This window comes from Hylemonella sp. W303a (assembly GCF_046452315.1).
Lineage (GTDB): Bacteria > Pseudomonadota > Gammaproteobacteria > Burkholderiales > Burkholderiaceae_C > Hylemonella.
Window position 1 is genome coordinate 38,206 of record NZ_JBKFDG010000009.1, and the last position, 19,678, is coordinate 57,883.

20 protein-coding genes are annotated in these 19,678 nt (G+C 63.5%); 13 read left to right on the forward strand and 7 right to left on the reverse strand.

Annotated features, from left to right (window positions below):
* Positions 1–44 precede the first annotated feature (44 nt).
* Together ACLBKS_RS15550 and ACLBKS_RS15555 are read left to right on the forward strand one after the other, a co-directional pair.
* Entirely contained in the window at positions 45–575 is a 531-nt protein-coding gene (locus tag ACLBKS_RS15550) for a tripartite tricarboxylate transporter TctB family protein (RefSeq protein WP_410193718.1), read from the forward strand.
* A gap of 37 nt (positions 576–612) precedes the next feature.
* Positions 613–2,142 carry a tripartite tricarboxylate transporter permease gene (locus tag ACLBKS_RS15555; protein WP_410193719.1) on the forward strand — a complete coding sequence of 510 codons (1,530 nt, stop codon included), beginning with the start codon at positions 613–615 and terminating at the stop codon, positions 2,140–2,142.
* A 126-nt stretch (positions 2,143–2,268) separates the two neighbouring features.
* Here the strand turns inward: ACLBKS_RS15555 and ACLBKS_RS15560 are convergent, their stop codons facing one another.
* On the reverse strand, positions 2,269–2,877 hold the full coding sequence (locus ACLBKS_RS15560; RefSeq protein ID WP_410193720.1) for a Crp/Fnr family transcriptional regulator: 609 nt from the start codon (positions 2,875–2,877) through the stop codon (positions 2,269–2,271).
* 226 nt (positions 2,878–3,103) lie between these two features.
* On the opposite strand from ACLBKS_RS15560, the gene oxc reads away from it, so the two are divergent.
* The 5 genes from oxc (at position 3,104) to ACLBKS_RS15585 (ending at position 9,445) form a co-directional block, all read left to right on the forward strand.
* Positions 3,104–4,840: an oxalyl-CoA decarboxylase gene (oxc, locus tag ACLBKS_RS15565; protein ID WP_410193721.1), complete on the forward strand. Its 1,737-nt coding sequence runs from the start codon at positions 3,104–3,106 to the stop codon at positions 4,838–4,840.
* Between the two features lie 67 nt (positions 4,841–4,907).
* A complete protein-coding gene (frc, locus tag ACLBKS_RS15570) occupies positions 4,908–6,173 on the forward strand; it encodes a formyl-CoA transferase (RefSeq protein WP_410193722.1) in 1,266 nt (421 codons plus the stop codon).
* 401 nt (positions 6,174–6,574) lie between these two features.
* Positions 6,575–7,822 (forward strand): formyl-CoA transferase, encoded by a 1,248-nt coding sequence (gene frc / locus ACLBKS_RS15575; protein WP_410193723.1) that lies wholly within the window; start codon positions 6,575–6,577, stop codon positions 7,820–7,822.
* Between the two features lies 1 nt (position 7,823).
* Entirely contained in the window at positions 7,824–8,081 is a 258-nt protein-coding gene (locus ACLBKS_RS15580) for a hypothetical protein (protein WP_410193724.1), read from the forward strand.
* Between the two features lie 104 nt (positions 8,082–8,185).
* A complete protein-coding gene (locus ACLBKS_RS15585; protein WP_410193725.1) occupies positions 8,186–9,445 on the forward strand; it encodes a multidrug effflux MFS transporter in 1,260 nt (419 codons plus the stop codon).
* Here the strand turns inward: ACLBKS_RS15585 and ACLBKS_RS15590 are convergent.
* Both ACLBKS_RS15590 and phbB read right to left on the reverse strand, forming a co-directional pair.
* Positions 9,420–9,752, reverse strand: coding sequence for a YnfA family protein (locus tag ACLBKS_RS15590; protein ID WP_410193750.1), 333 nt, complete (start codon positions 9,750–9,752; stop codon positions 9,420–9,422). The two genes, ACLBKS_RS15585 and ACLBKS_RS15590, sit on opposite strands and share 26 nt — an antisense overlap.
* Positions 9,753–9,818: 66 nt before the next feature.
* Positions 9,819–10,556 (reverse strand): acetoacetyl-CoA reductase, encoded by a 738-nt coding sequence (gene phbB / locus ACLBKS_RS15595; RefSeq protein WP_410193726.1) that lies wholly within the window; start codon positions 10,554–10,556, stop codon positions 9,819–9,821.
* 377 nt (positions 10,557–10,933) lie between these two features.
* On the opposite strand from phbB, the gene ACLBKS_RS15600 reads away from it, so the two are divergent.
* The 3 genes from ACLBKS_RS15600 to ACLBKS_RS15610 all read left to right on the forward strand — a co-directional run bounded on the left by ACLBKS_RS15600 (position 10,934) and on the right by ACLBKS_RS15610 (position 13,832).
* A complete protein-coding gene (locus ACLBKS_RS15600; protein ID WP_410193751.1) occupies positions 10,934–11,422 on the forward strand; it encodes a TRAP transporter small permease in 489 nt (162 codons plus the stop codon).
* Positions 11,419–12,717, forward strand: a complete 1,299-nt coding sequence (locus ACLBKS_RS15605; RefSeq protein WP_410193727.1) for a TRAP transporter large permease — start codon at positions 11,419–11,421, stop codon at positions 12,715–12,717. Before ACLBKS_RS15600 ends, ACLBKS_RS15605 begins: the two co-directional genes overlap by 4 nt.
* 83 nt (positions 12,718–12,800) lie before the next feature.
* Positions 12,801–13,832: a DctP family TRAP transporter solute-binding subunit gene (locus ACLBKS_RS15610; RefSeq protein WP_410193728.1), complete on the forward strand. Its 1,032-nt coding sequence runs from the start codon at positions 12,801–12,803 to the stop codon at positions 13,830–13,832.
* 121 nt (positions 13,833–13,953) lie between these two features.
* On the opposite strand, the gene ACLBKS_RS15615 is transcribed toward ACLBKS_RS15610, so the two are convergent.
* Positions 13,954–15,771, reverse strand: a complete 1,818-nt coding sequence (locus ACLBKS_RS15615) for a PHA/PHB synthase family protein (RefSeq protein ID WP_410193752.1) — start codon at positions 15,769–15,771, stop codon at positions 13,954–13,956.
* Between the two features lie 180 nt (positions 15,772–15,951).
* Here ACLBKS_RS15615 and ACLBKS_RS15620 point away from each other — a divergent pair, with 180 nt between their 5' ends.
* A complete protein-coding gene (locus ACLBKS_RS15620; RefSeq protein ID WP_410193729.1) occupies positions 15,952–16,284 on the forward strand; it encodes a hypothetical protein in 333 nt (110 codons plus the stop codon).
* Here the strand turns inward: ACLBKS_RS15620 and pgeF are convergent.
* Entirely contained in the window at positions 16,216–17,028 is an 813-nt protein-coding gene (pgeF, locus tag ACLBKS_RS15625) for a peptidoglycan editing factor PgeF (RefSeq protein ID WP_410193730.1), read from the reverse strand. The two genes, ACLBKS_RS15620 and pgeF, sit on opposite strands and share 69 nt — an antisense overlap.
* Positions 17,029–17,100: 72 nt before the next feature.
* Between pgeF and ACLBKS_RS15630 the strand changes: the two genes are divergently transcribed.
* On the forward strand, positions 17,101–17,403 hold the full coding sequence (locus ACLBKS_RS15630) for an antibiotic biosynthesis monooxygenase family protein (RefSeq protein WP_006298716.1): 303 nt from the start codon (positions 17,101–17,103) through the stop codon (positions 17,401–17,403).
* 76 nt (positions 17,404–17,479) lie between these two features.
* On the forward strand, positions 17,480–18,178 hold the full coding sequence (locus ACLBKS_RS15635) for a fumarylacetoacetate hydrolase family protein (protein ID WP_410193731.1): 699 nt from the start codon (positions 17,480–17,482) through the stop codon (positions 18,176–18,178).
* A 94-nt stretch (positions 18,179–18,272) separates the two neighbouring features.
* Here the strand turns inward: ACLBKS_RS15635 and ACLBKS_RS15640 are convergent, their stop codons facing one another.
* The gene (locus ACLBKS_RS15640) at positions 18,273–18,953 is read right to left on the reverse strand and encodes a DUF1566 domain-containing protein (RefSeq protein WP_410193732.1); all 681 of its coding nucleotides are present in this window, start codon (positions 18,951–18,953) and stop codon (positions 18,273–18,275) included.
* 70 nt (positions 18,954–19,023) lie between these two features.
* Positions 19,024–19,671: an isochorismatase family protein gene (locus tag ACLBKS_RS15645; RefSeq protein ID WP_410193733.1), complete on the reverse strand. Its 648-nt coding sequence runs from the start codon at positions 19,669–19,671 to the stop codon at positions 19,024–19,026.
* Positions 19,672–19,678: the final 7 nt, after the last annotated feature.

Sequence of the window (19,678 nt, forward strand, 5' to 3'; positions counted from 1 at the left end):
GCCCGGCTTTTTTTGAGTCAGTAATCGTCAGAAGTCATCTCGTCATGGAATCCAATCAAACTTCCGAGGAGGGCCGCGCCCTCGCCACCAACGGCACGGTCGACGCCGTGGTCGCGGTGTTGGTCTTTCTCCTGGGCGTGCTCGTGGTTTTCGGCAGCCGACAACTCGGCGCCGAGTGGGGCGACGACGGCCCCGGACCGGGATATTTCCCCTACTACATTGGCGTCATCCTCTGCATCTCGGGCTTGGGCGTGCTCGCTCAAAACCTGTTGGCCAAAGGCAAGGCCAAGGAAAAGAACGCCGAGGCTTTCGTGGACCGTGAGTCCATGGGCCGCGTGCTGGCTGTGCTGGTCCCTGCCATCGTCTACGTGGCGGCGGTGAGCCTGATCGGCATCTACGTCGCTTCGGCGATCTACATCACCCTCTTCATGGTGTACCTGGGCAAATACGGCTGGATCAAGAGCTTGATCGTCGGCTTGGCCGTGAACACCCTGTTCTTCCTGATGTTCGAAGTCTGGTTCAAAGTACCGCTGCACAAAGGCTCGTTGGATCCGCTGAGCTTCCTGGGATATTGAAAACAAACACGCGGATCAATCTCGGAGACAAAAGAAAATGGAAGAACTCAACGCACTGTTCCACGGGTTTGCGACCGTCATATCACCAATGAACTTCCTGTTGATGTTCGTGGGCATCATCCTGGGCGTTCTGATTGGCGTGCTGCCGGGCTTGGGCGGCGCCAACGGCGTGGCCATCTTGCTGCCGCTGACCTTCAGCATGAACCCCACCTCGGCCATCATCATGCTGTCGTGCATCTACTGGGGCGCGCTGTTCGGCGGTGCGATCACTTCGGTGCTGTTCAACATTCCGGGTGAGCCCTGGTCCGTCGCGACGACGTTCGACGGCTATCCGATGGCCCAACAGGGCAAGGCCGGCGAGGCGCTCACGGGTGCTTTCACCTCGTCCTTCATCGGCGCCTTCGTCGCGGTGGTCATGATCACCTTCCTCGCACCGCTGGTCGCTAAATTCGCGCTGAAGTTCGGCCCGCCGGAGTTCTTCTCGGTCTACCTTCTGACCTTCTGCTCTTTCGTGGGCATGGGCAAGGGCTCGCCGTTCAAGATCCTGGCCTCGATGACCCTGGGCTTCGCGCTGGCCTGTGTCGGCATGGACACGGTGACGGGCCAACTGCGTCTGACCTTCGGCTTCCACGAACTGATGCGCGGCTTCGACTTCCTGATCGCGGTGATCGGCCTGTTCGGCATCGGCGAAATCCTGCTGTCGATGGAAGAAGGCTTGGCCTTCAACGGCAAGAGCGCACGCATCGACCCGAAGGTGGTGTTCAATACCTGGAAGCAACTCCCTGCCTACTGGGCAACATCGCTGCGCGGCTCCCTGATCGGCATTTGGATGGGCATCACGCCCGGTGGCGCGACGCCGGCTTCCTTCATGAGCTATGGCGTGGCCAAGAAGATGTCCAAGAACGGCAACAACTTCGGCAATGGTGAACTGGAGGGTGTGGTCGCACCGGAGACCGCCGCACACGCCGCTGGCACCAGCGCTCTGCTGCCCATGCTGGCCCTTGGCATCCCTGGCTCCCCGACGGCGGCCGTGCTGCTGGGCGGTCTGCTGATCTGGGGCCTGCAACCCGGCCCGCTGCTCTTCGTCGAGCAAAAGGACTTCGTTTGGGGCCTGATCGCATCCATGTACCTGGGCAACTTGGTAGGCTTGATCGTCGTGCTGACCACCGTTCCGCTGTTCGCCTCGATCTTGCGCATCCCCTTCTCGATCATTGCCCCGGTGATCATCGTGATCTGCGCGATCGGTGCCTACACCGTGCACAACGCCATGCTCGACATCTGGTTCATGCTGCTGTTCGGCGTGGTCGGGTACGTGTTCAAGAAACTGGATTACCCGCTTGCTCCGCTGGTGCTGGCCCTGGTGCTAGGCGACAAGGCAGAAGACGCGTTCCGACAGTCGATGCTGCTGTCACAGGGTGACCTGAGCATCATGTTCTCCAACGCCCTGGTGGGTGGCATCACTGCCCTGGCGCTGGTCATGCTGTTCTGGCCGCTGATCTCCAAGCTGATTGCGCTGGTCAAGACGCCCAAGCAGCAGCAGTTCGCGGCCGAACGCCCGGTGGATTGATACCCGGCGACAGGCACTGCAACTCAAGGCGAAAGGCCCGCTTCTGATCGAAGCGGGCCTTTTTTCGTGCAGGCACAGCGGGTGGTTCGCTGGATGAGGCTTCAAACCATGCGACGAGCCCGAGGTTCAAATCTTGCCGCGCTGTTTCAGGCGACTGAGTGTCTCGGCCGAGAGATTCAGATAGGCCGCCAATTCCTTCTTGGGAATGCGGTCAAACAGTTCACCATGCTTGCGAAGAAAGCGGTGCACCCGCCCTGGCGCGTCCAGCAGGTGCAGGGTGATGGTGTGCGCCATGATCTCGCTCATGTGGCTCATCACACTGTGCTCGAACAAGCGCTTTTCCTCGGCGTGTTGCTCCAGGAAGGCGATCCATTCGGGCATGGGCAATTTGACCACCCGGGCCTTGGTCACGGACACGATGCTGTAGGGCGCCGGAGTTTTCAGCATCCAGGCGGCGTAGCTGGTTTCCATCTCCCGCTCTGCCGCGAAGCGCAGGATCATTTCCTTGCCCTGGGGATTGGCCACGACGCGTTTGAGCACGCCGTCGAGGATGAAATACTGTTCCATCTCGTGGACGCCTTGATGCAGCAGGAAATCGCCTTTGCTGCAATCCACGACAGTCAAATGGGGTTCGAGGAACTGATGAGCCTCCACGCCCAGATCCTTGAGCACTTGGTTTTGGCGCAACTGGACCCGGATGATGTTTTTTTCCGGGTGATTCTCGATACTGCTCATGCTTTCCACGCGCACACGCCCTCCGCGCCGGCAGGGGGCTCCGGGTTAGCGCTACTCTGATTGACCGAGGTCTTTGTTCCGAAATTGACCGTGGTCAATGGAGCCTCCAAAACAGCTTCCTATCATACCCCCGCGTTGCACCTTCGCGTGCCTGCCGCCCCTGTGCGGCATGCCGCGCGCAATGGCCGACGATAACTTTTACAGCAACACAGCAGAGAGACGCACCATGTCCAACGACGCCCAAACCAGCACGCTGACCGATGGCTTCCACCTCGTCATCGATGCGCTCAAGCTCAACGGCATCAGCAACATCTACGGCTTGCCCGGCATCCCGGTCACCGACCTGACCCGCATGATGCAGGCCGAAGGCATGCGGGTGATCTCCTTCCGCCATGAAGCCAATGCCGGCAATGCAGCGGCGATCGCCGGTTTCATGAACGGCGCGAAAGGCGTGCCTGGTGTGTGCCTCACCGTGTCCGCGCCTGGCTTCCTGAATGCCCTGGTCGCCCTGGCCAACGCCACCACCAACTGCTGGCCCATGATTCTGATTTCCGGCTCTTCCGAGCGTGAAATCGTGGATCTGTCGCAAGGCGACTACGAAGAAATGGACCAGCTCGCCATCGCCAAGCCGCTGTGCAAGGCGGCCTTCCGCGTGCTCAATGCCGAAGACATCGGCGTGGGCATCGCCCGCGCCATCCGCGCTGCGGTCTCAGGCCGTCCGGGCGGTGTCTATCTGGACCTGCCAGCCAAGCTGTTCTCGCAGACCATGGACGCCGCTGCGGGCAAGGCCTCGCTGATCAAGGTGGTCGACCCGGCTCCGCGCCAGATCCCCGCGCCGGAATCCATCACGCGCGCACTGAACCTGCTCAAGGGCGCGAAGAAGCCCCTGATCCTGTTGGGCAAGGGTGCGGCTTACGCGCAGGCCGATGCCGACATCCAGGCCCTGGTCGAGAAGACGGGTATCCCCTACCTGCCCATGTCCATGGCCAAGGGCATCTTGCCCGACACCCACCCGCAATCGGCGGCGGCGGCACGGTCTTTCGTGCTGCCCGAGGCCGACGTGGTGCTGCTGATTGGCGCGCGCCTCAACTGGCTGCTGTCGCACGGCAAGGGCAAGACCTGGGGCGGCAAGGATCATAAGGACTGGGGGGGCCAAAAGTTCATCCAGATCGACATCGCCTCGACTGAATTCGACAGCAATGTGCGCATCGACGCGCCCATCGCCGGGGACATCGGTTCCTGCGTCGCGGCGCTGCTGAACGGCATCGGCAACAGCTGGGCCAAGCCGCCCGCCGAGTGGACCAGCGCCATCAACGACAAGAAGAGCAAGAACATCGCCAAGATGGCCGAGACCCTGGCCAAGGATCCGAAGCCGATGAACTTCCACAGCGCGCTCAACGTGGTGCGCGACATCTTCAAGGCCTACCCCGACACCCTGCTGGTGAACGAAGGTGCGAACGCCCTGGACTTCACCCGCTCCATCGTGGACATGTACAAGCCGCGCAAGCGCCTGGACGTGGGCACCTGGGGCGTGATGGGCATCGGCATGGGCTTCGCCGTCGCCGCCGCGGTCGAGAGCAACCAGCGGGTCGTCGCCGTCTGCGGCGACAGCGCCTTTGGCTTCTCGGGCATGGAAGTGGAAACCATCGCCCGCTACAACCTCCCGGTCTGCGTGGTGATCTTCAACAACAACGGTGTCTACCGCGGTACCGACGTGAACCCGACCGGCGGCGCCGACGTGGCCCCGACCGTGTTCGTCAAGGACGCGCGCTACGAAAAGCTGATGGAAGCCTTCGGCGGCGTGGGCGTCTATGCCCAGACCACGGCCGAGCTGCGCAAAGGCATTGAGGACGCCCTCAAGTCCGGCAAGCCCACGCTGATCAACGCCATCATCGACGAGACGGCGGGCACGGAAAGCGGCCGCATCACGAGCCTGAACCCGGCTGCCGCGATCAAGAAGTAATCCTAGATACAACACCCATTCAAAACCCGTTCCGCATCGACGGGACTTATTTCAGAAGGAGCAGAAAATGTCCGGAAACAAACCCCTCAAGGGCATCAAGATCATCGACTTCACGCACGTGCAAGCCGGCCCCGCCTGCACGCAGTTGCTGGCCTGGTTCGGCGCTGACGTCATCAAGGTCGAGCGCCCGGGTGCCGGCGACGTCACACGCAGCCAGCTGCGTGATATCCCTGACGCCGACGCGCTCTACTTCACGATGCTCAACAGCAACAAGCGTTCGCTGACGCTGGACACCAAGACCCCCGAGGGCAAGGAAGTGCTGGAGAAGCTGATCAAGAAGTCCGACGTGATGGTCGAGAACTTCGGTCCCGGCGCGCTGGACCGCATGGGCTTCACCTGGCAGCGCATTCAGGAACTGAACCCCGGCATGATCCTCGCCTCCGTCAAGGGATTCTCCGACGGCCACCACTACGAAGACCTCAAGGTTTATGAAAACGTGGCGCAGTGCGCGGGCGGCGCGGCGTCCACCACCGGTTGGTGGAAGGGCGAGAACGCAGGCCCAACCATCTCAGCGGCCGCCCTGGGTGACTCCAACACCGGCATGCATTTGGCCATCGGCATCCTGACCGCCATCATCGGCCGCCAGCAAACCGGCAAGGGCCAGAAGGTGGCCGTGTCCATGCAGGATGCCGTGCTGAACCTCTGCCGCGTCAAGATGCGCGACCAACTGCGCCTGGACAAAGTCGGCTATCTGGAGGAGTACCCCCAGTACCCGCACGAGAAGTTCGGCGACGTGGTGCCGCGCGGTGGCAACGCGGGCGGCGGCGGCCAGCCGGGCTGGATCTTGAAGTGCAAGGGCTGGGAAACCGACCCCAACGCCTACATCTACTTCACGATTCAGGGCCATGCCTGGGAACCGATCTGCGACGCGCTGGGCAAACCGGAATGGAAGACGGACCCCAACTACACCACGGCCAAGGCGCGCCAGCCGCACATCATGGACATCTTCGCCACCATCGAGAACTTCATCAAGGACAAGACCAAGTTCGAAGCGGTGGACATCTTCCGCAAGTACGACATCCCTTGCGCGCCGGTGCTGTCCATGAAGGAATTGCTGCACGACAAGTCGCTGCGCGCCTCCGGCTCCATCGTCGAAGTGCCGCACAAGGTGCGCGGTAGCTACTGGACGGTGGGCAGCCCGATCAAGTTCTCGGATCTCAAGCCCGAGGTGACGGCCTCCCCGCTTCTGGGCGAACATACCGACGAGGTGCTGGCCGAGCTGGGTTACAGCAAGGACCAAATCACCAAGATGCACAGCAACAAGGCGGTCTGACCGACCTCTGCAACGTGCCTGAGACGGCGCCACTCCTTTGGGAGTGGCGCCGTTTTTCTTGGTCAACACTTTCTCGATTTTTTTCCTTTAACGAAACCCCTTTTCACTGCGCAGGAGCACACCCAAAAAAGCAAAGGTGTTCTGCATGGAACAGTGCGATCGCGCAGGCTGCGTACACAAGGGTGCTCCCTATAATCATTTGGAATATTTGACATGCCGATGACCATGGGTCCTCGGCGAGGTGATGCGCGCATTTCAAGCAACAATTGAATGAATGCTCCCAAGCTCCGCCGCTGCGCGGGTCGCTGCCCCCCGAGGGGGTGCTTTTTTGCCTTGGAGCGGTCCGGCGGCAAAAAATGCCGCATTCACCACAAGAGTTTTCAACTTCTGGAGTTTTTTTCATGACCAAGGCGCTCGAAGGAGTCCGCATCCTCGACTTCACGCACGTGCAGTCGGGCCCCACCTGCACGCAATTGTTGGCATGGTTTGGCGCGGACGTGATCAAGGTGGAAAAAGCGGGCGAAGGCGACGCCACGCGAGCGCAGCTGCGCGACATCCCAGGCGCGGACAGCCTGTACTTCACCATGCTCAACCACAACAAGAGGTCCATCACGCTCAACACCAAGGACCCCAAGGGCAAGGACGTGTTGGTGGACCTGATCAAGCAATGCGATGTCATGGTCGAGAACTTCGCGCCGGGCGCGCTCGATCGCATGGGGTTCAGTTGGGAACGAATTCAGGAAATCAACCCACGCATCATCTTGGCCTCGATCAAGGGCTTCGGCCCCGGTCCCTACGAAGATTGCAAGGTCTACGAGAACGTCGCGCAATGCACGGGCGGCGCAGCCTCCACCACCGGTGACCCGGATGGCTTGCCCACGGTGACGGGGGCTCAGATCGGCGACAGCGGGACCGGTCTGCACTTGGCCCTGGGCATCGTGACCGCCCTCTTCCAGCGCGAGAAAACGGGTCGCGGACAGAAGGTCAGCGCCGCCATGCAGGACGCCGTGCTCAACCTCTGCCGCGTCAAGCTGCGCGACCAGCAGCGCCTGGAACGCACGGGCGTGCTCAAGGAATATCCTCAGTATCCGGACATCGAGTTTGGGGAGGCCGTGCCGCGCGCAGGCAATGCTTCGGGTGGTGGCCAGCCCGGCTCCATCCTGAAGTGCAAGGGTTGGCAGAAAGACCCGAACGCCTACATCTACTTCATCACGCAAGGTGCCGTCTGGCCCGCGATCTGCAAGGTCATCGGCGAGGAAGACTGGATCACCAACCCGCACTTCGCCACGCCCGAGGCGCGCCTGCCGCACCTGAAGATGATCTTCGCGCGCATCGAGGAATGGACCAAGACCAAGACCAAGTTCGAGGCCATGGACATCCTCAACGAGCATGACATTCCTTGCGGTCCCATCCTGTCCATGAAGGAGATCGCCGAAGACACCTCCCTGCGCGCCACGGGGACCATCGTGGAAGTGGACCATCCGGTGCGCGGGAAGTACCTGACCGTGGGCAATCCCATCAAGCTCTCGGACAGTCCCGTGGACGTGACACGTTCACCGCTGCTGGGCGAGCACACCGAGGAAGTGCTGGCTCAGATGGGCTATGGCAAGGCGCGGATCGAAGAACTGCGCAGCGCCAAGGTGATCTGACATGACGACCCGGCCGCCACGCCCGGACATCCATTCCCGCTGGCGCCGGGCCTTTTTGCTGATCTTGGCCGGCGCGTCACTGCTTGCGGGGTGCACGACGCAAGCCTGGTACGAAGGCTCCCGCGCCAGCGCCCGCCAGCAGTGCAATCAACAGCCGCCCGGGGCTTACGAGGACTGCATGCGCAGGGTGAACGAAGGCGTGGGCGGCAAGAGCTACGACAGTTACGAACGCGAGCGCGAGGAATTGCGGCGCAAGTAGGGCCCGGAAGGAACCGTGGCGTCTAATGCGGGTGGCATGCCCAAGCGCCAGCAAGCCAAGCCAGGGCGTGCCACAATCCGCCCCCGCTGTCATTCCGCTCCCCCATGCAACAGAATTTCTTGCGCACGGCCCTCGTCCTGGGCCTGCTGTCCGCCGTCGGCCCCCTCGGCATCGACCTCTACCTGCCCGCCCTACCCCTGATCGGGCAAGAACTCCAAGCCTCCATCGGCGCAGTGCAAGCCAGTTTGATGATCTTCTTCATCGCGCTGGGTGTCGGCCAGTTGGTCTACGGGCCCGTCTCGGACATGCTGGGACGCAAACCTCCGCTGTACTTTGGCCTGGTTCTCTTCGCGGTCGGCAGTGTGGGCTGCGCCTTTGCGCCCAACGTGGAGTTCCTGCTGTTCATGCGCTTCTTCCAAGGCCTGGGCGCCTGCGCATGCACGGTCATTCCGCGCGCCGTGGTGCGCGACCTCTACACCGGACACGAGGCCTTGCGCATGATGTCCATGCTCATGCTCGTCTTCAGCGTCGCCCCCATCCTGGCCCCGCTGCTCGGCAGCTTCTTGATCGATGCCTTGGGCTGGCGTAGCAGTTTTTGGGGCATGCTGGGCGCCAGTTTGCTGGGTCTGCTGCTGATGGGGACGCAATTGAGGGAAACGCGTCCCGCCGAGGTTCGCGCGACAGAACGAGAAGCGCGCGTCGGCCACGGAACGCAGAAGCCGATCGGTGACTGGTCGATGGTGCTTGGCAGTTACCGCACGCTGGTGACGGATCGGCACTTTCTGGGCTTGGTCTTCATTGGTGCCTTTGGCATCGCGGCCTTCTTCACCTACCTCGCGAATTCGTCCTTCGTGCTGATCAACCACTACGGACTCACGACACGGCAGTTCAGCATCGCATTTGCGTCGAACGCGGCGGCCTTCATCGGGATGTCGCAATTGACCAGCCGCTTGAGCCGACGTTTCGGTCTCAAGCCCATGGTGCGGGTGGCCGCGCACGGCCACGCTGCGGTGATGCTCACCCTGCTGATGCTGTTCGCCCTGGGTGTTGAAGCCTTGCCCGTGATGCTGGGGCTGCTCTTCATCGGCTTTGGCTTTCTCGGCCTCATCGTGCCCACCTCGGCCATCCTGGCGCTGGAAAGCCACGGCCCGATCGCCGGCACCGCGTCGGCGCTGCTGGGCACCTTGCAGTTCGGCACTGGCGCGCTCATGATCGCCATCTCTGGCCAGGTCGCCGATGGCACCGGTCTGCCCATGGTGGCGTGCATCGCGGGCGCAGCGACCATGACTTGGATCTTCGCGCAAGCCACGCTGCGCAAGGGCTCGGCGACGGAACCCTCTAGGAGTGCCTCGGCGCGAACATGATGATGGCCATGCCGGACAGGGCCACAACGCCTCCTACGACATCCCAGAGGCCCGGCCGGATGCCCTCCACGCACCAAAGCCAGAGCAAGGCCGCACAAACGTAGACACCGCCGTATGCGGCATAGACACGGCCCGCCGCAGTGGGGTGCAGGGTGAGTAACCAAGCAAAGAGCGCCAAGCACAGCGCACCAGGCAATAGCAACCAAGCGCTTTTGCCCTCGCGCAGCCAGAGCCAGGACAAGTAGCACCCTGCAATTTCAGCCAACGCGGTCAGCAAGAACAGGGCCAGGGTTTTGAGTTCGGGCAGCATGGCCTCGATTGTCAACGAGGGCACCCTACAGGCCAGCGCCCTTGGGGGCAGAACGACCGCAGCTCAGCCCATGTGCAGGCCACCATTGACCGAGAAGTCGGCCCCGGTCGAATAGCCGCTTTCGTCGCTCGCGAGCCAAGCGATGATGGAAGCAATCTCGCCCGGCTCCCCCAGGCGCTTGACCGGGATGGTGCCCACAATCTTTTCAAGCACGTCGGGACGGATGGCCTTGACCATGTCGGTGCCGATGTAGCCCGGGCTCACGGTGTTCACCGTCACGCCCTTGCCCGCCAACTCCTGGGCCAAGGCCATCGTGAAACCATGCATGCCCGCCTTGGCGGCGGAGTAGTTGGTCTGACCAGCCTGGCCTTTCTCGCCATTGACGCTGCTGATGTTGATGATGCGGCCCCAGCCTTTTTCGACCATGTCCCCCACGACCTGCTTGGTCACGTTGAACATCGAGGTGAGATTGGTGTTGATCACGGCATCCCAGTCCTCACGGGTCATCTTGAGGAACATGCGGTCACGGGTGATGCCCGCGTTGTTGACCAGCACGTCGATCGGGCCATGCGCAGCTTTGGCCTTGGCGAAGGCTTCCACGGTCGATTCCCAGACACCGACGTTGCCCACCGAGGCATGGAAGGTGTAGCCCAAGGCCTGCTGTTCTGCCAGCCACTTGACATGGTCGCGCGTCGGTCCGCAACCGGCAATGACCTTGAAACCATCACGGTGCAGGCGCTGGCAAATCGCGGTGCCGATGCCGCCCATGCCGCCGGTCACGTAAGCGACTTTCTGTTGCACGGTGTCCTCCTCTGATGTGCGATGTGCCTTGAATCTCCGCAAGAACTGTACCCAAAACCAGAAGGCTGTCTCCCTAGGAAAACACGGGGACGGTGGGGCGTCGCATTGGCGCGCGCCCGCGATGCCCTGGCCTAGAATTCCCGCGTCCCACAACGGCATCTGCCGGTGCCCCGGTCACAAGCTGGAAGGCCCGCGTTTTTCCGCTTCCCCGCAGACGACAAGCTTGCAAGCGGCTCCGATCGCCACGCCATTCCAATTTCCAACAGCGCCTTGTGAACTCCGATCCCGCAACGCCCCAGCCCACCCCCGACAACGACCTCGATCGATCCACACCATCGGATCCACCCAAACTCGAAGACCGGCTCACCGTCATCGCGATGGCGCTGCTGGCGCTCATCACCTTCGCGAATGTGCTGGTGCGCTATTTCACCAACCAATCGTTCGCCTGGACGGAGGAAATCTCCGTCTTCCTGATGATCGTGTTGGCCCTGGTCGGAAGCTCGGCCGCCGTGGTGCGCAACAGCCACATACGCATCGAATTCTTCGCTGACAACGGGCCGGCGCGGCGCCGTCGCTTGCTGGCACGCTTTGGCGCGCTGATGGTGGCCCTGCTCTTCACCTTGATCGCCGTGTTGAGCAGTCGCACGCTGTACGACGACATCCGCTGGGGAGAGACATCGCCGGGCATCGGCGTGCCACAGTGGTGGTACACGGTCTGGCTGCCCTTGCTCTCCGCCGTGATCGCGCTGCGAGCGCTCTGCCTGTTCTTGCGCCATGGCAAGAAAGGCGAGGACGAACAGCAGGGCGGGCCACCACCGGACAGCGAACGTCCAGTGGAGAGTGAGCGTGGGGGGGCCTCCTCATGATCGCCACCCTGCTCTTCACCGCCTTTCTGGCCCTGCTGTTCCTCGGCGTGCCCATCGGAGCCGCCTTGGGTCTGGCCGGTGCGGTCTGCATTGCCCTGGCGAACCTGGACGCGCCCTGGTTCGGTCTGTTGGCCGTGCCGCAGAATTTCTATGCGGGCCTGGGCAAATACCCGCTGCTGGCCGTTCCCATGTTCGTGCTGGTGGGCAGCATCTTCGACCGATCGGGCGTAGCCTCTCGCTTGGTGAACTTCGCGGTGGCCATCGTAGGACGTGGTCCGGGCATGTTGCCACTGGTCGCGATCGCGGTGGCCATGTTCTTGGGTGGTATATCGGGCTCTGGCCCCGCCAACGCCGCCGCCGTGGGCGCGGTGATGATCACCGCCATGAAGCGCGCGGGTTACCCGCCCGCCTACTCAGCCAGTATCGTCGGCGCGGCGGCCGCGACGGACATCCTGATTCCACCCTCGGTGGCTTTCATCGTTTATTCGGTGCTGGTGCCTGGCGCCTCCGTGCCGGCCCTCTTTGCCGCAGGCATGGTGCCGGGCGTGTTGGCGGGGCTGGCCCTCATGGTTCCAGCCGTCTGGCTGGCGCGCAAGCACAAGATGGGCCTGCTGGAGGCTGAGCTACCGCGTCCGCCGTTCTGGCGCAGCCTGCGCGAATCGCTCTGGGGCCTGGCCGCGCCGGTGCTGATCCTGGGGGGCATGCGCGCGGGTTGGTTCACCCCCACCGAAGCGGCCGTGGTCGCGGTGTTCTACGGCCTGTTCGTGGGCATGGTGATCCACCGCACGATCAAGGTCCGCGATCTGTTCGAGATCTTGCGCGAGTCGGGTGAGCTGTCGGCCGTGCTGCTGGTGGTGATCTCGCTGGCGGGCATCTTTGCCTTCTCGCTCTCGACCCTGGGCGTGATCGACCCGGTGACCAACGCCATCGTCCACTCAGGCCTGGGCGAGTACGGCGTGCTGGCCTTGCTCATCGTGCTGCTGGTGACGGTGGGCATGTTCCTTGACGGCGTGTCCATCTTCCTGATCTTCGTGCCACTGCTGCTGCCCATCATGCGCCACTACGGCTGGGACCCGGTGTGGTTCGGCGTGGTGCTCACGCTCAAGGTGGCGCTCGGCCAGTTCACGCCGCCGCTGGCGGTCAACCTGATGGTGTCCAGCCGCATCGCGGGCATCCCGATGGAAGCCACGATGCGCTGGGTGGGCTGGCTGCTGGTGTCCATGGCCTTGGTCATGGTGCTGGTGATCGCCTTCCCGCCGCTGGCCTTGTGGCTGCCCAACGCGCTGGGTTATTGAGGTCAAGGCTCGGCGCCACCAGCGTTCAAATTTTCACCTGAGTTTCAACGAATCCAACAACGCAACCCCAAGGAGACAAGACCATGAAACTGCATCGCATCGTTCGCGCGCTGACGACCGGCCTGGCCACCGCCCTGCTGGCGGGCGCCGCGTTGGCCCAGAGCAACTACAAACCCGAGTACCGCCTTTCGCTGGTGCTGGGCCCGCCCACGCCCTGGGGCCAATCCGGCCAGATCTGGGCTGACTTGGTGAAGGAGCGCACGCAGGGCCGCATCAACATCAAGCTCTACCCCGGCGTCTCGCTGATCCAGGGTGACCAAACGCGCGAGTTCAGTGCCATCCGCCAAGGCATCATCGACATGGCCGTGGGCTCCACCATCAACTGGTCACCCCAGGTCAAGCAGCTCAATCTGTTCTCGATGCCCTTCCTGATGCCGGACTACAAGGCGGTGGACGCGCTCACGCAAGGCGAGGTGGGCCAGGAGATCTTCGCTGCCATCGACAAGGCAGGCGTGCTGCCCCTGGCCTGGAGCGAGAACGGCTACCGCGAGCTGACCAACTCCAAGCGCGCGGTCCGCTCACCGGCCGACCTCAAGGGCATGAAGATCCGCGTGGTAGGGTCGCCGCTGTTCGCCGACATGTTCACGGCCCTGGGCGCCAACCCCACGCAGATGAGCTGGGCGGACGCGCAACCGGCGCTGGCCAGCGGCGCGGTGGATGGGCAGGAGAACCCGCTCTTCATGTTCCCCCTGCTCAAGCTGCACAACCTGGGCCAGAAGTTCGTCACCACCTGGGGCTACATGGCGGACCCGCTGGTCTTCGTGGTGAACAAGGACGTCTGGGCCTCGTGGACGCCCGCCGACCAGGCCATCGTGCGCCAGGCCGCCATCGACGCGGGCAAGCAAGGCGTGGCCATCGCCCGCAAGGGACTGATCGAAGCCGACAAGCCCCTGCTCAAGGAAATCGCGGGCTTCGGCGTGACGGTGACTCAGTTGACGCCCGCCGAGCGCGAGGCCTTTGTGAAGGCCTCGCGCCCGGTCTATGACAAATGGAAACAGACCATCGGCGTCGAACTCGTCAACGCTGCGAAAAAAGCCATCGCTGCCAGGAAATAAGCGCGCAGACGCCACAGACCCGAGAGGGAGCTTAGGCTCCCTTTTTTTGATTCCGCCCCAAGCAGTTTGGTTTGAGTCCAGATTCAGACTGCGCCCCAGGCCTGGCCAAGTCTGAGAGGATTCAGGCAGGCTGACGAGCGTAACGCCCCGGCGCTGGCTCAATCGCCTTGTACCTGCCTTTGCCAAACTTCTTGGGGGCAGGAACCCATGGGCCCGCGTGCTGGGCCAGCCATGCAGCCCAATCGGGCCACCAGCTCCCCGGCTGCTCTTGCGCGCCCGACAGCCAGTCGTCCAGCCGCTGCGGCAGCTGGCCATCGCCACGCACCCAATGGCTGCGCTTCTTTTTTTCGGGCGGATTGATGACCCCCGCGATGTGACCCGAGGCACCCATCACGAAGCGCCGCGGACCGGACAAGACCTGGGTGCTGGCATAGGCACTGGCCACGGGCACGATGTGGTCCTCGCGCGAACCGTAGATGTAGACCGGCAAGTCGATGCGGCGCAGATCAATGCTCTGCCCGCAGACCTTCAGCCGTCCGGGCTGGACCAGATTGTTTTCGAGGTAGGTGTTGCGCAGGTACCAGGCATACCAAGGGCCGGGCAGATTGGTGCTGTCGCCGTTCCAGTACAGCAGGTCAAAAGGCGGTGGCGTCTCGCCCTTCAAATAATTGCGCGCCACATAGTTCCAGACCAGTTCGGTCGGCCGCAAGAAGCTGAAGGTAGTGGCCAGATCACGCCCCGACATCACGCCGCCTTGGGCGAATTGCTGCTCGCGCAAGCGCACCGCGGCCTCGTCGATGAACACATCGAGCACACCGGTGTCGGAAAAATCCAGGAAAGTGGTGAGCAAGGTGAGACTGGTCACTGGTTTTTGCCCACGCGCCGCCAGCACCGCGAGGGCCGTGCCGAGCAAGGTGCCCCCCACGCAGAAACCCAGCGCGTTGATGGTGCCCTGGCCGTCGGCGTCGGCCTCGTCCGGACCCACGACATCGCTCTTCTTGGGCCTGTGCGCGGAGATCTCCCGCGTCACCGTGATGGCGCGGATGACGGCGTGCTCCACATAGTCGTCCCAGGTCTTGGCAGCCAGGCTGGCATGGTCAGGATCAGCGGGATCGACGGGCGGATTGCGCCAACTGATGACGAATACGCGATGGCCTTGGCTGAGCGCGTAGCGGATCAAGGAGTTGCCCGGCTGCAGATCCAGGATGTAGAACTTGTTGATGCACGGCGGCACCAGCAACAGCGGCCGTGCGTGCACCTGCTCCGTGATGGGCTGATACTCGATCAATTGGAACAGCTCGTTCTCGTAGACCACCGCACCCGGCGTGGTGGCGACATTGCGGCCCACCTCGAACTGACTCGCGTCCGTCATGCTCACCTGGCCTCGCCCCAGGTCGTGCAAGAGGTTTTGCAAGCCCTGTGCCACGCTGCGCCCTTGGGTGTCGATGGCCTTGCGCTGGGCCTCGAGGTTGAAGGCCATGAAATTGGCGGGTGCGCTGGCGGCCACCCATTGATCGACCCCAAAGCGGATGCGCGCCCGGGTCTTGGCGTCGGCTTGCACAGCCTCGGCCATCTGGGTGAGCAAGCGGGCATTCAGGGCGTGCAGGGCCTGGGCCGTGCCTTCCTTCCAGCCCTCTCTGCCGAGTTGGACGCAGTCATTCAGGTACTGCTGCTGCAAGGATTGCAAGGTGTCGGGGGGAATGCGCGGCAATTCGTGCGAGGGAAAAGCCGAGGCCGGCATACCCAAGGGCAAAGCGCCACTGACGGGAGGCACAGCAGCAGCCGGGATCGACGCGGACGCGGCAGACCCGCCAGCAGGCCAGTTGAACAGCCCCTGCAACCCCGGGGCCACGCCTTGGGTCATGGAGGCGGCGAATGTGGCCAACTGCGCCTGCTGGGCCTGGACCACGGCTTGCATCCAAGTCCCCCAGGACGACATCGCTTCGGCGGTATGCTCATGCCCCTGCGCGTTCTGGCCTTCTGACCCGCTCGCCCCGCTCATGTACGCTCCTCGCATCCGGCGCGGCACGATGCCGCGTCACAGGTTCGGCGCCCAGTATTGCAGGCGCCGCCCGCCGTGCCAAGACACGGCCCGCTTCTTTCATCGGGTTTAGCCGCCATGTTCCTTCCCCTGATCGCGATCGCCTGGCTCTACGTGGCCCTCATGATGGCCGTGGCCGAGGCCAGCAGCCCGATCGGCAGCGTGCTGGGCGCCATCGTCACTTTCCTGCTGTACGGCGTGGGCCCGGTCGCGTTGCTCCTCTACATCCTGGGAACGCCGCTGCGCAAGAAGCTGCGCCGTCTCAAGGAGACGCAGGAGCAGAACACGAGCGAAGTGGTCACGGCCGAGGATCTGCGGCCGCCCACCCAGGAGACGATAGCCTCAGCCCAGCCAGATGCAAGCGGCCATGCGACCGCTGACGCGGTCGCGCCGGTGCGAAAAGAACCGTGACCGCTGGGTGACGGTGCACCAGTTGTCCGAGCCGTTGTTGCCATAGATCTGCTGCACGCCCAATGCGTGCAGGCGTTGGCGGGCCAGTCCGGGCAGGTCGGCCAGCCACTTACTGGTCTTGCCGGGCACGGGCCGGAACAAGGAAGCCGCCTGCCGGTCCCAGGCCTCGAACGCGGATCGGACATCCGGCCCCACCTCGTAGGCCATGGGGCCGATGCAGGGCCCCAGCCAGGCCAGCAAATCGCTGGGCAAGAGTCGCTGCCCCTGCGTGCGCAACTGAGTCAGCACCGCCCTTTCCAGGGTTTCCAGCACGCCATCGCCCCCTTCGCCCGACAAACCGCGCCAGCCCGCGTGGGCCGCCGCGACGAAGCGGCCTTGCCGGTCAGTGAGCAGCACGGGCAGGCAGTCGGCGATCAGCACCGTGCACACCACGCCGCGCTCCTGCGTCCAGCAGGCATCGGCCTCATTGCCCTGGGATGTGAAACGGTCCAGGCGCAGCACCTTGTTGCCGTGTACTTGCTGCATGAAGACCGGATGGGCTTGCAGCGCCTGGGCCAGCCGGGCGCGGTTGCGGCCCACGGTCAGCACATCGTCACCGACATGGTCACCCAGGTTGAGGCTGTCATAGGGCGCTACGGACTGCCCCCCGGCACGCGTGGTGCAGAGCGCGTGCACCGTGGCTGGCACAGGCCATTGGGGACGAAGCCAGTCGGGATGGGGGCCGGGTCGGGAAACGGAATTCATGCCGCACAGGATAAGCGAGAATGCCAGCCATCCCAACCCGGAAAAAGCCATCAGCGCAGGAGCACTCGACCCATGATTTTGGAACTCGCCGACATCCGCATTCAGCCCGGTCAGCAGGCCGCCTTTGACGAGGCGATCCAGCGCGGCCTGGCCACCGTCATCAGCCAGTCGCGCGGCTACCGTGGCCACAAGGTCAACAAAGGCGTGGAAAGCCCCGAACGTTACATCCTGATGATCTTTTGGGAGACCTTGGAAGACCACACCGTGCACTTCCGCCAGTCGCCCGCCTTCACGGCATGGCGCGCCATCGTGGGCCCCTTCTTTGCTCAGCCGCCCCAGGTCGAACACTTCACGCTGCTGTCAAAGAGCAACTGACTTTGCCCAAACCTGGCACCTCGCCAGATGCTCTTCACTCAAAGCAAAGAACCCTCCCGATAAGGAATCGGTTTTCATGTCTTACGTCATCTCCGCCCCCGCGCCGGTCTCCGTGCCCGTCGTCGGCCGTGCCGAACGCTTCCCCGTCAACCGTGTTTACTGCGTCGGCCGCAACTACGTCGCGCACGCCCAGGAAATGGGCTTCACGGGCCGTGAACCGCCCTTCTTCTTCATCAAGCCGGCGGACAGCTGCTTGGTCGTCGAAACCGGGCAGACCGCCCAACTGCCCTACCCCAGCCTGACCCAGGATTTCCAACACGAGATCGAACTCGTCGCCTGCATCGGCAAGGGGGGCATGAACATCCCCGCCGACCAAGCCCGCCAGCACATCTGGGGTTACGCCGTGGGACTGGACATGACCCGCCGCGACCTGCAAGGCGAACAGAAGAAGCAAGGCCGTCCCTGGTGCATCGGCAAGACCTTCGAGGCCGCCAGCCCCATCGGCGCGATCACTCCCGCAGCGCAGGTCGCGGCCCAGATCGAAAGCGCCGAGATCGCGTTGTCCGTCAACGGTCAGACGCGCCAAAAAAGCGACGTCTCCAAGCTGATCTGGAACCTGGGCGAGATCATCGAACACCTCAGCCGGGCTTGGCTGCTCAAGCCCGGTGACCTGATCTACACGGGCACGCCCGAAGGCGTGTCGGCGCTCCAGCGCGGCGACGTCCTGGAAGGCACGGTCGGCGGGTTGACGCCGATCAAACTGCAGGTGGTCTGAGGCGCAGGCGGCCCGGTGCCGCAGCGACTCTGGTGTTCATGGCCTTTCCACCGCTGTCCCTGGTTGAGCCCTGGCCCTGAACAGCGTAAGCGGTTCAGGGCTGATACGGACGTACCAAGCGGACCACCAAGGCCGTGCCGCGCGAGACGTCACCGCGAGACTCTCCGTTGCCGAGATGCACGGCCCACCCCAGTCGAGCCGACAAGCGTTCCTGGCGGTTGGTGCTGCCACTGGCGATGTTGTCGTAGTTGTAGGGATTGGTCTGCGCGACGTTGATGCTGGCGTTGCCGCTCCAGGTCCACTCCCTTGGATCACCGGGGAAGAGCGTGGCATTGGCGGGGTCTTCCTGAAGGCGGCGCAATTCGTGGATGCGCGGCAGGCGCCAAGCCACGCCGTCGGCCTTGGCCCGCGCGGCGGCCAGCGCCTGGGCGGTGGTGTAGGTCATCAGGCTCGCCTCACCCGCGCATTGGTGGCCGTTCCAGGTCATGCCCTCCACGCACCGCAACCATGCCAGCTTGTTCTGGGCATCGAGCACATAGGCGCCGTCGGCGCTGAGCACCAGGGCGGGCGCTGCCTTGGGGGCCCCTTCGGACTTGGGCGCCACCTTGCCTTCCGTCGGTGCCGATGGAGCCCCGTCCCCGGCCGGTGCAGCGCTCTGGGGCGCCGCCTGGGCCTGGGCCTGGAGCTGCACCGCCCCGAGCGCAAGTCCCCACGACAGAACAAGCAGCGCCAGCCGGTGTCGCCGCAGTTGTCTCAGGCTGATGGTGCTGTACATGCCCAGGGCTCCTCTGACTTCTCTGGTGATCTTTGACCCCTTGGGCCACTCATCGCCTTATTGTCCGACTTCACGCCAGCGTCTCTTTGACGATGCGCAAGGTGTCCTTGAAGGCCGGGTGCTCGGCCGTGCGCAGCCACTCGAAGGCCACCATCTCCGTGGTCACCAATTCCGCCCCAGCTCCCGCCAAGCGGTCGAAGGCGGCATCTCGGTTGCGCTCGGTGCGCGAGGCGCAGGCATCGGTCACGACCCAGACATCGAACTCCTCCTCAAGCAACGCCAAGGCCGTCTGCAAGAGGCAGACGTGGGTCTCGCACCCCGCAATCACCAAGGTGCCACGCTCGGGCACCGCCTCGGGCTTTTTCTGCAAGTGTTTGGGCAGGCTGCGAGCATTTCCGCCTTGAGGCTGCTGTGCTTTTGCCGGTGGGCGCAGCCATTCACCCAGTCCGTCGGCCACCGCATTGAAGCTCATCTTGGGGAAAGTCTTACCGCCTGCGGCCTGTTGGGCTTGGGCCACCACGGCTTGCAGATCGGCCACCGTGGCGCCCAGTCCACCGGGGTTTTCCTCGGTGAGCCAGACCGGCACCTTGAACAAGCGCGCCAGTTGCGCCAGGCGCCGGGCGTTGGCCAGGGCCAGCGCCCCCTCGTGCAAGACAGGCAGCAGCTTGGCCTGGTAATCCACCAACAGCAGTTGAGAGTCGTCGCGTTCCAGCAGCATGTCGTGT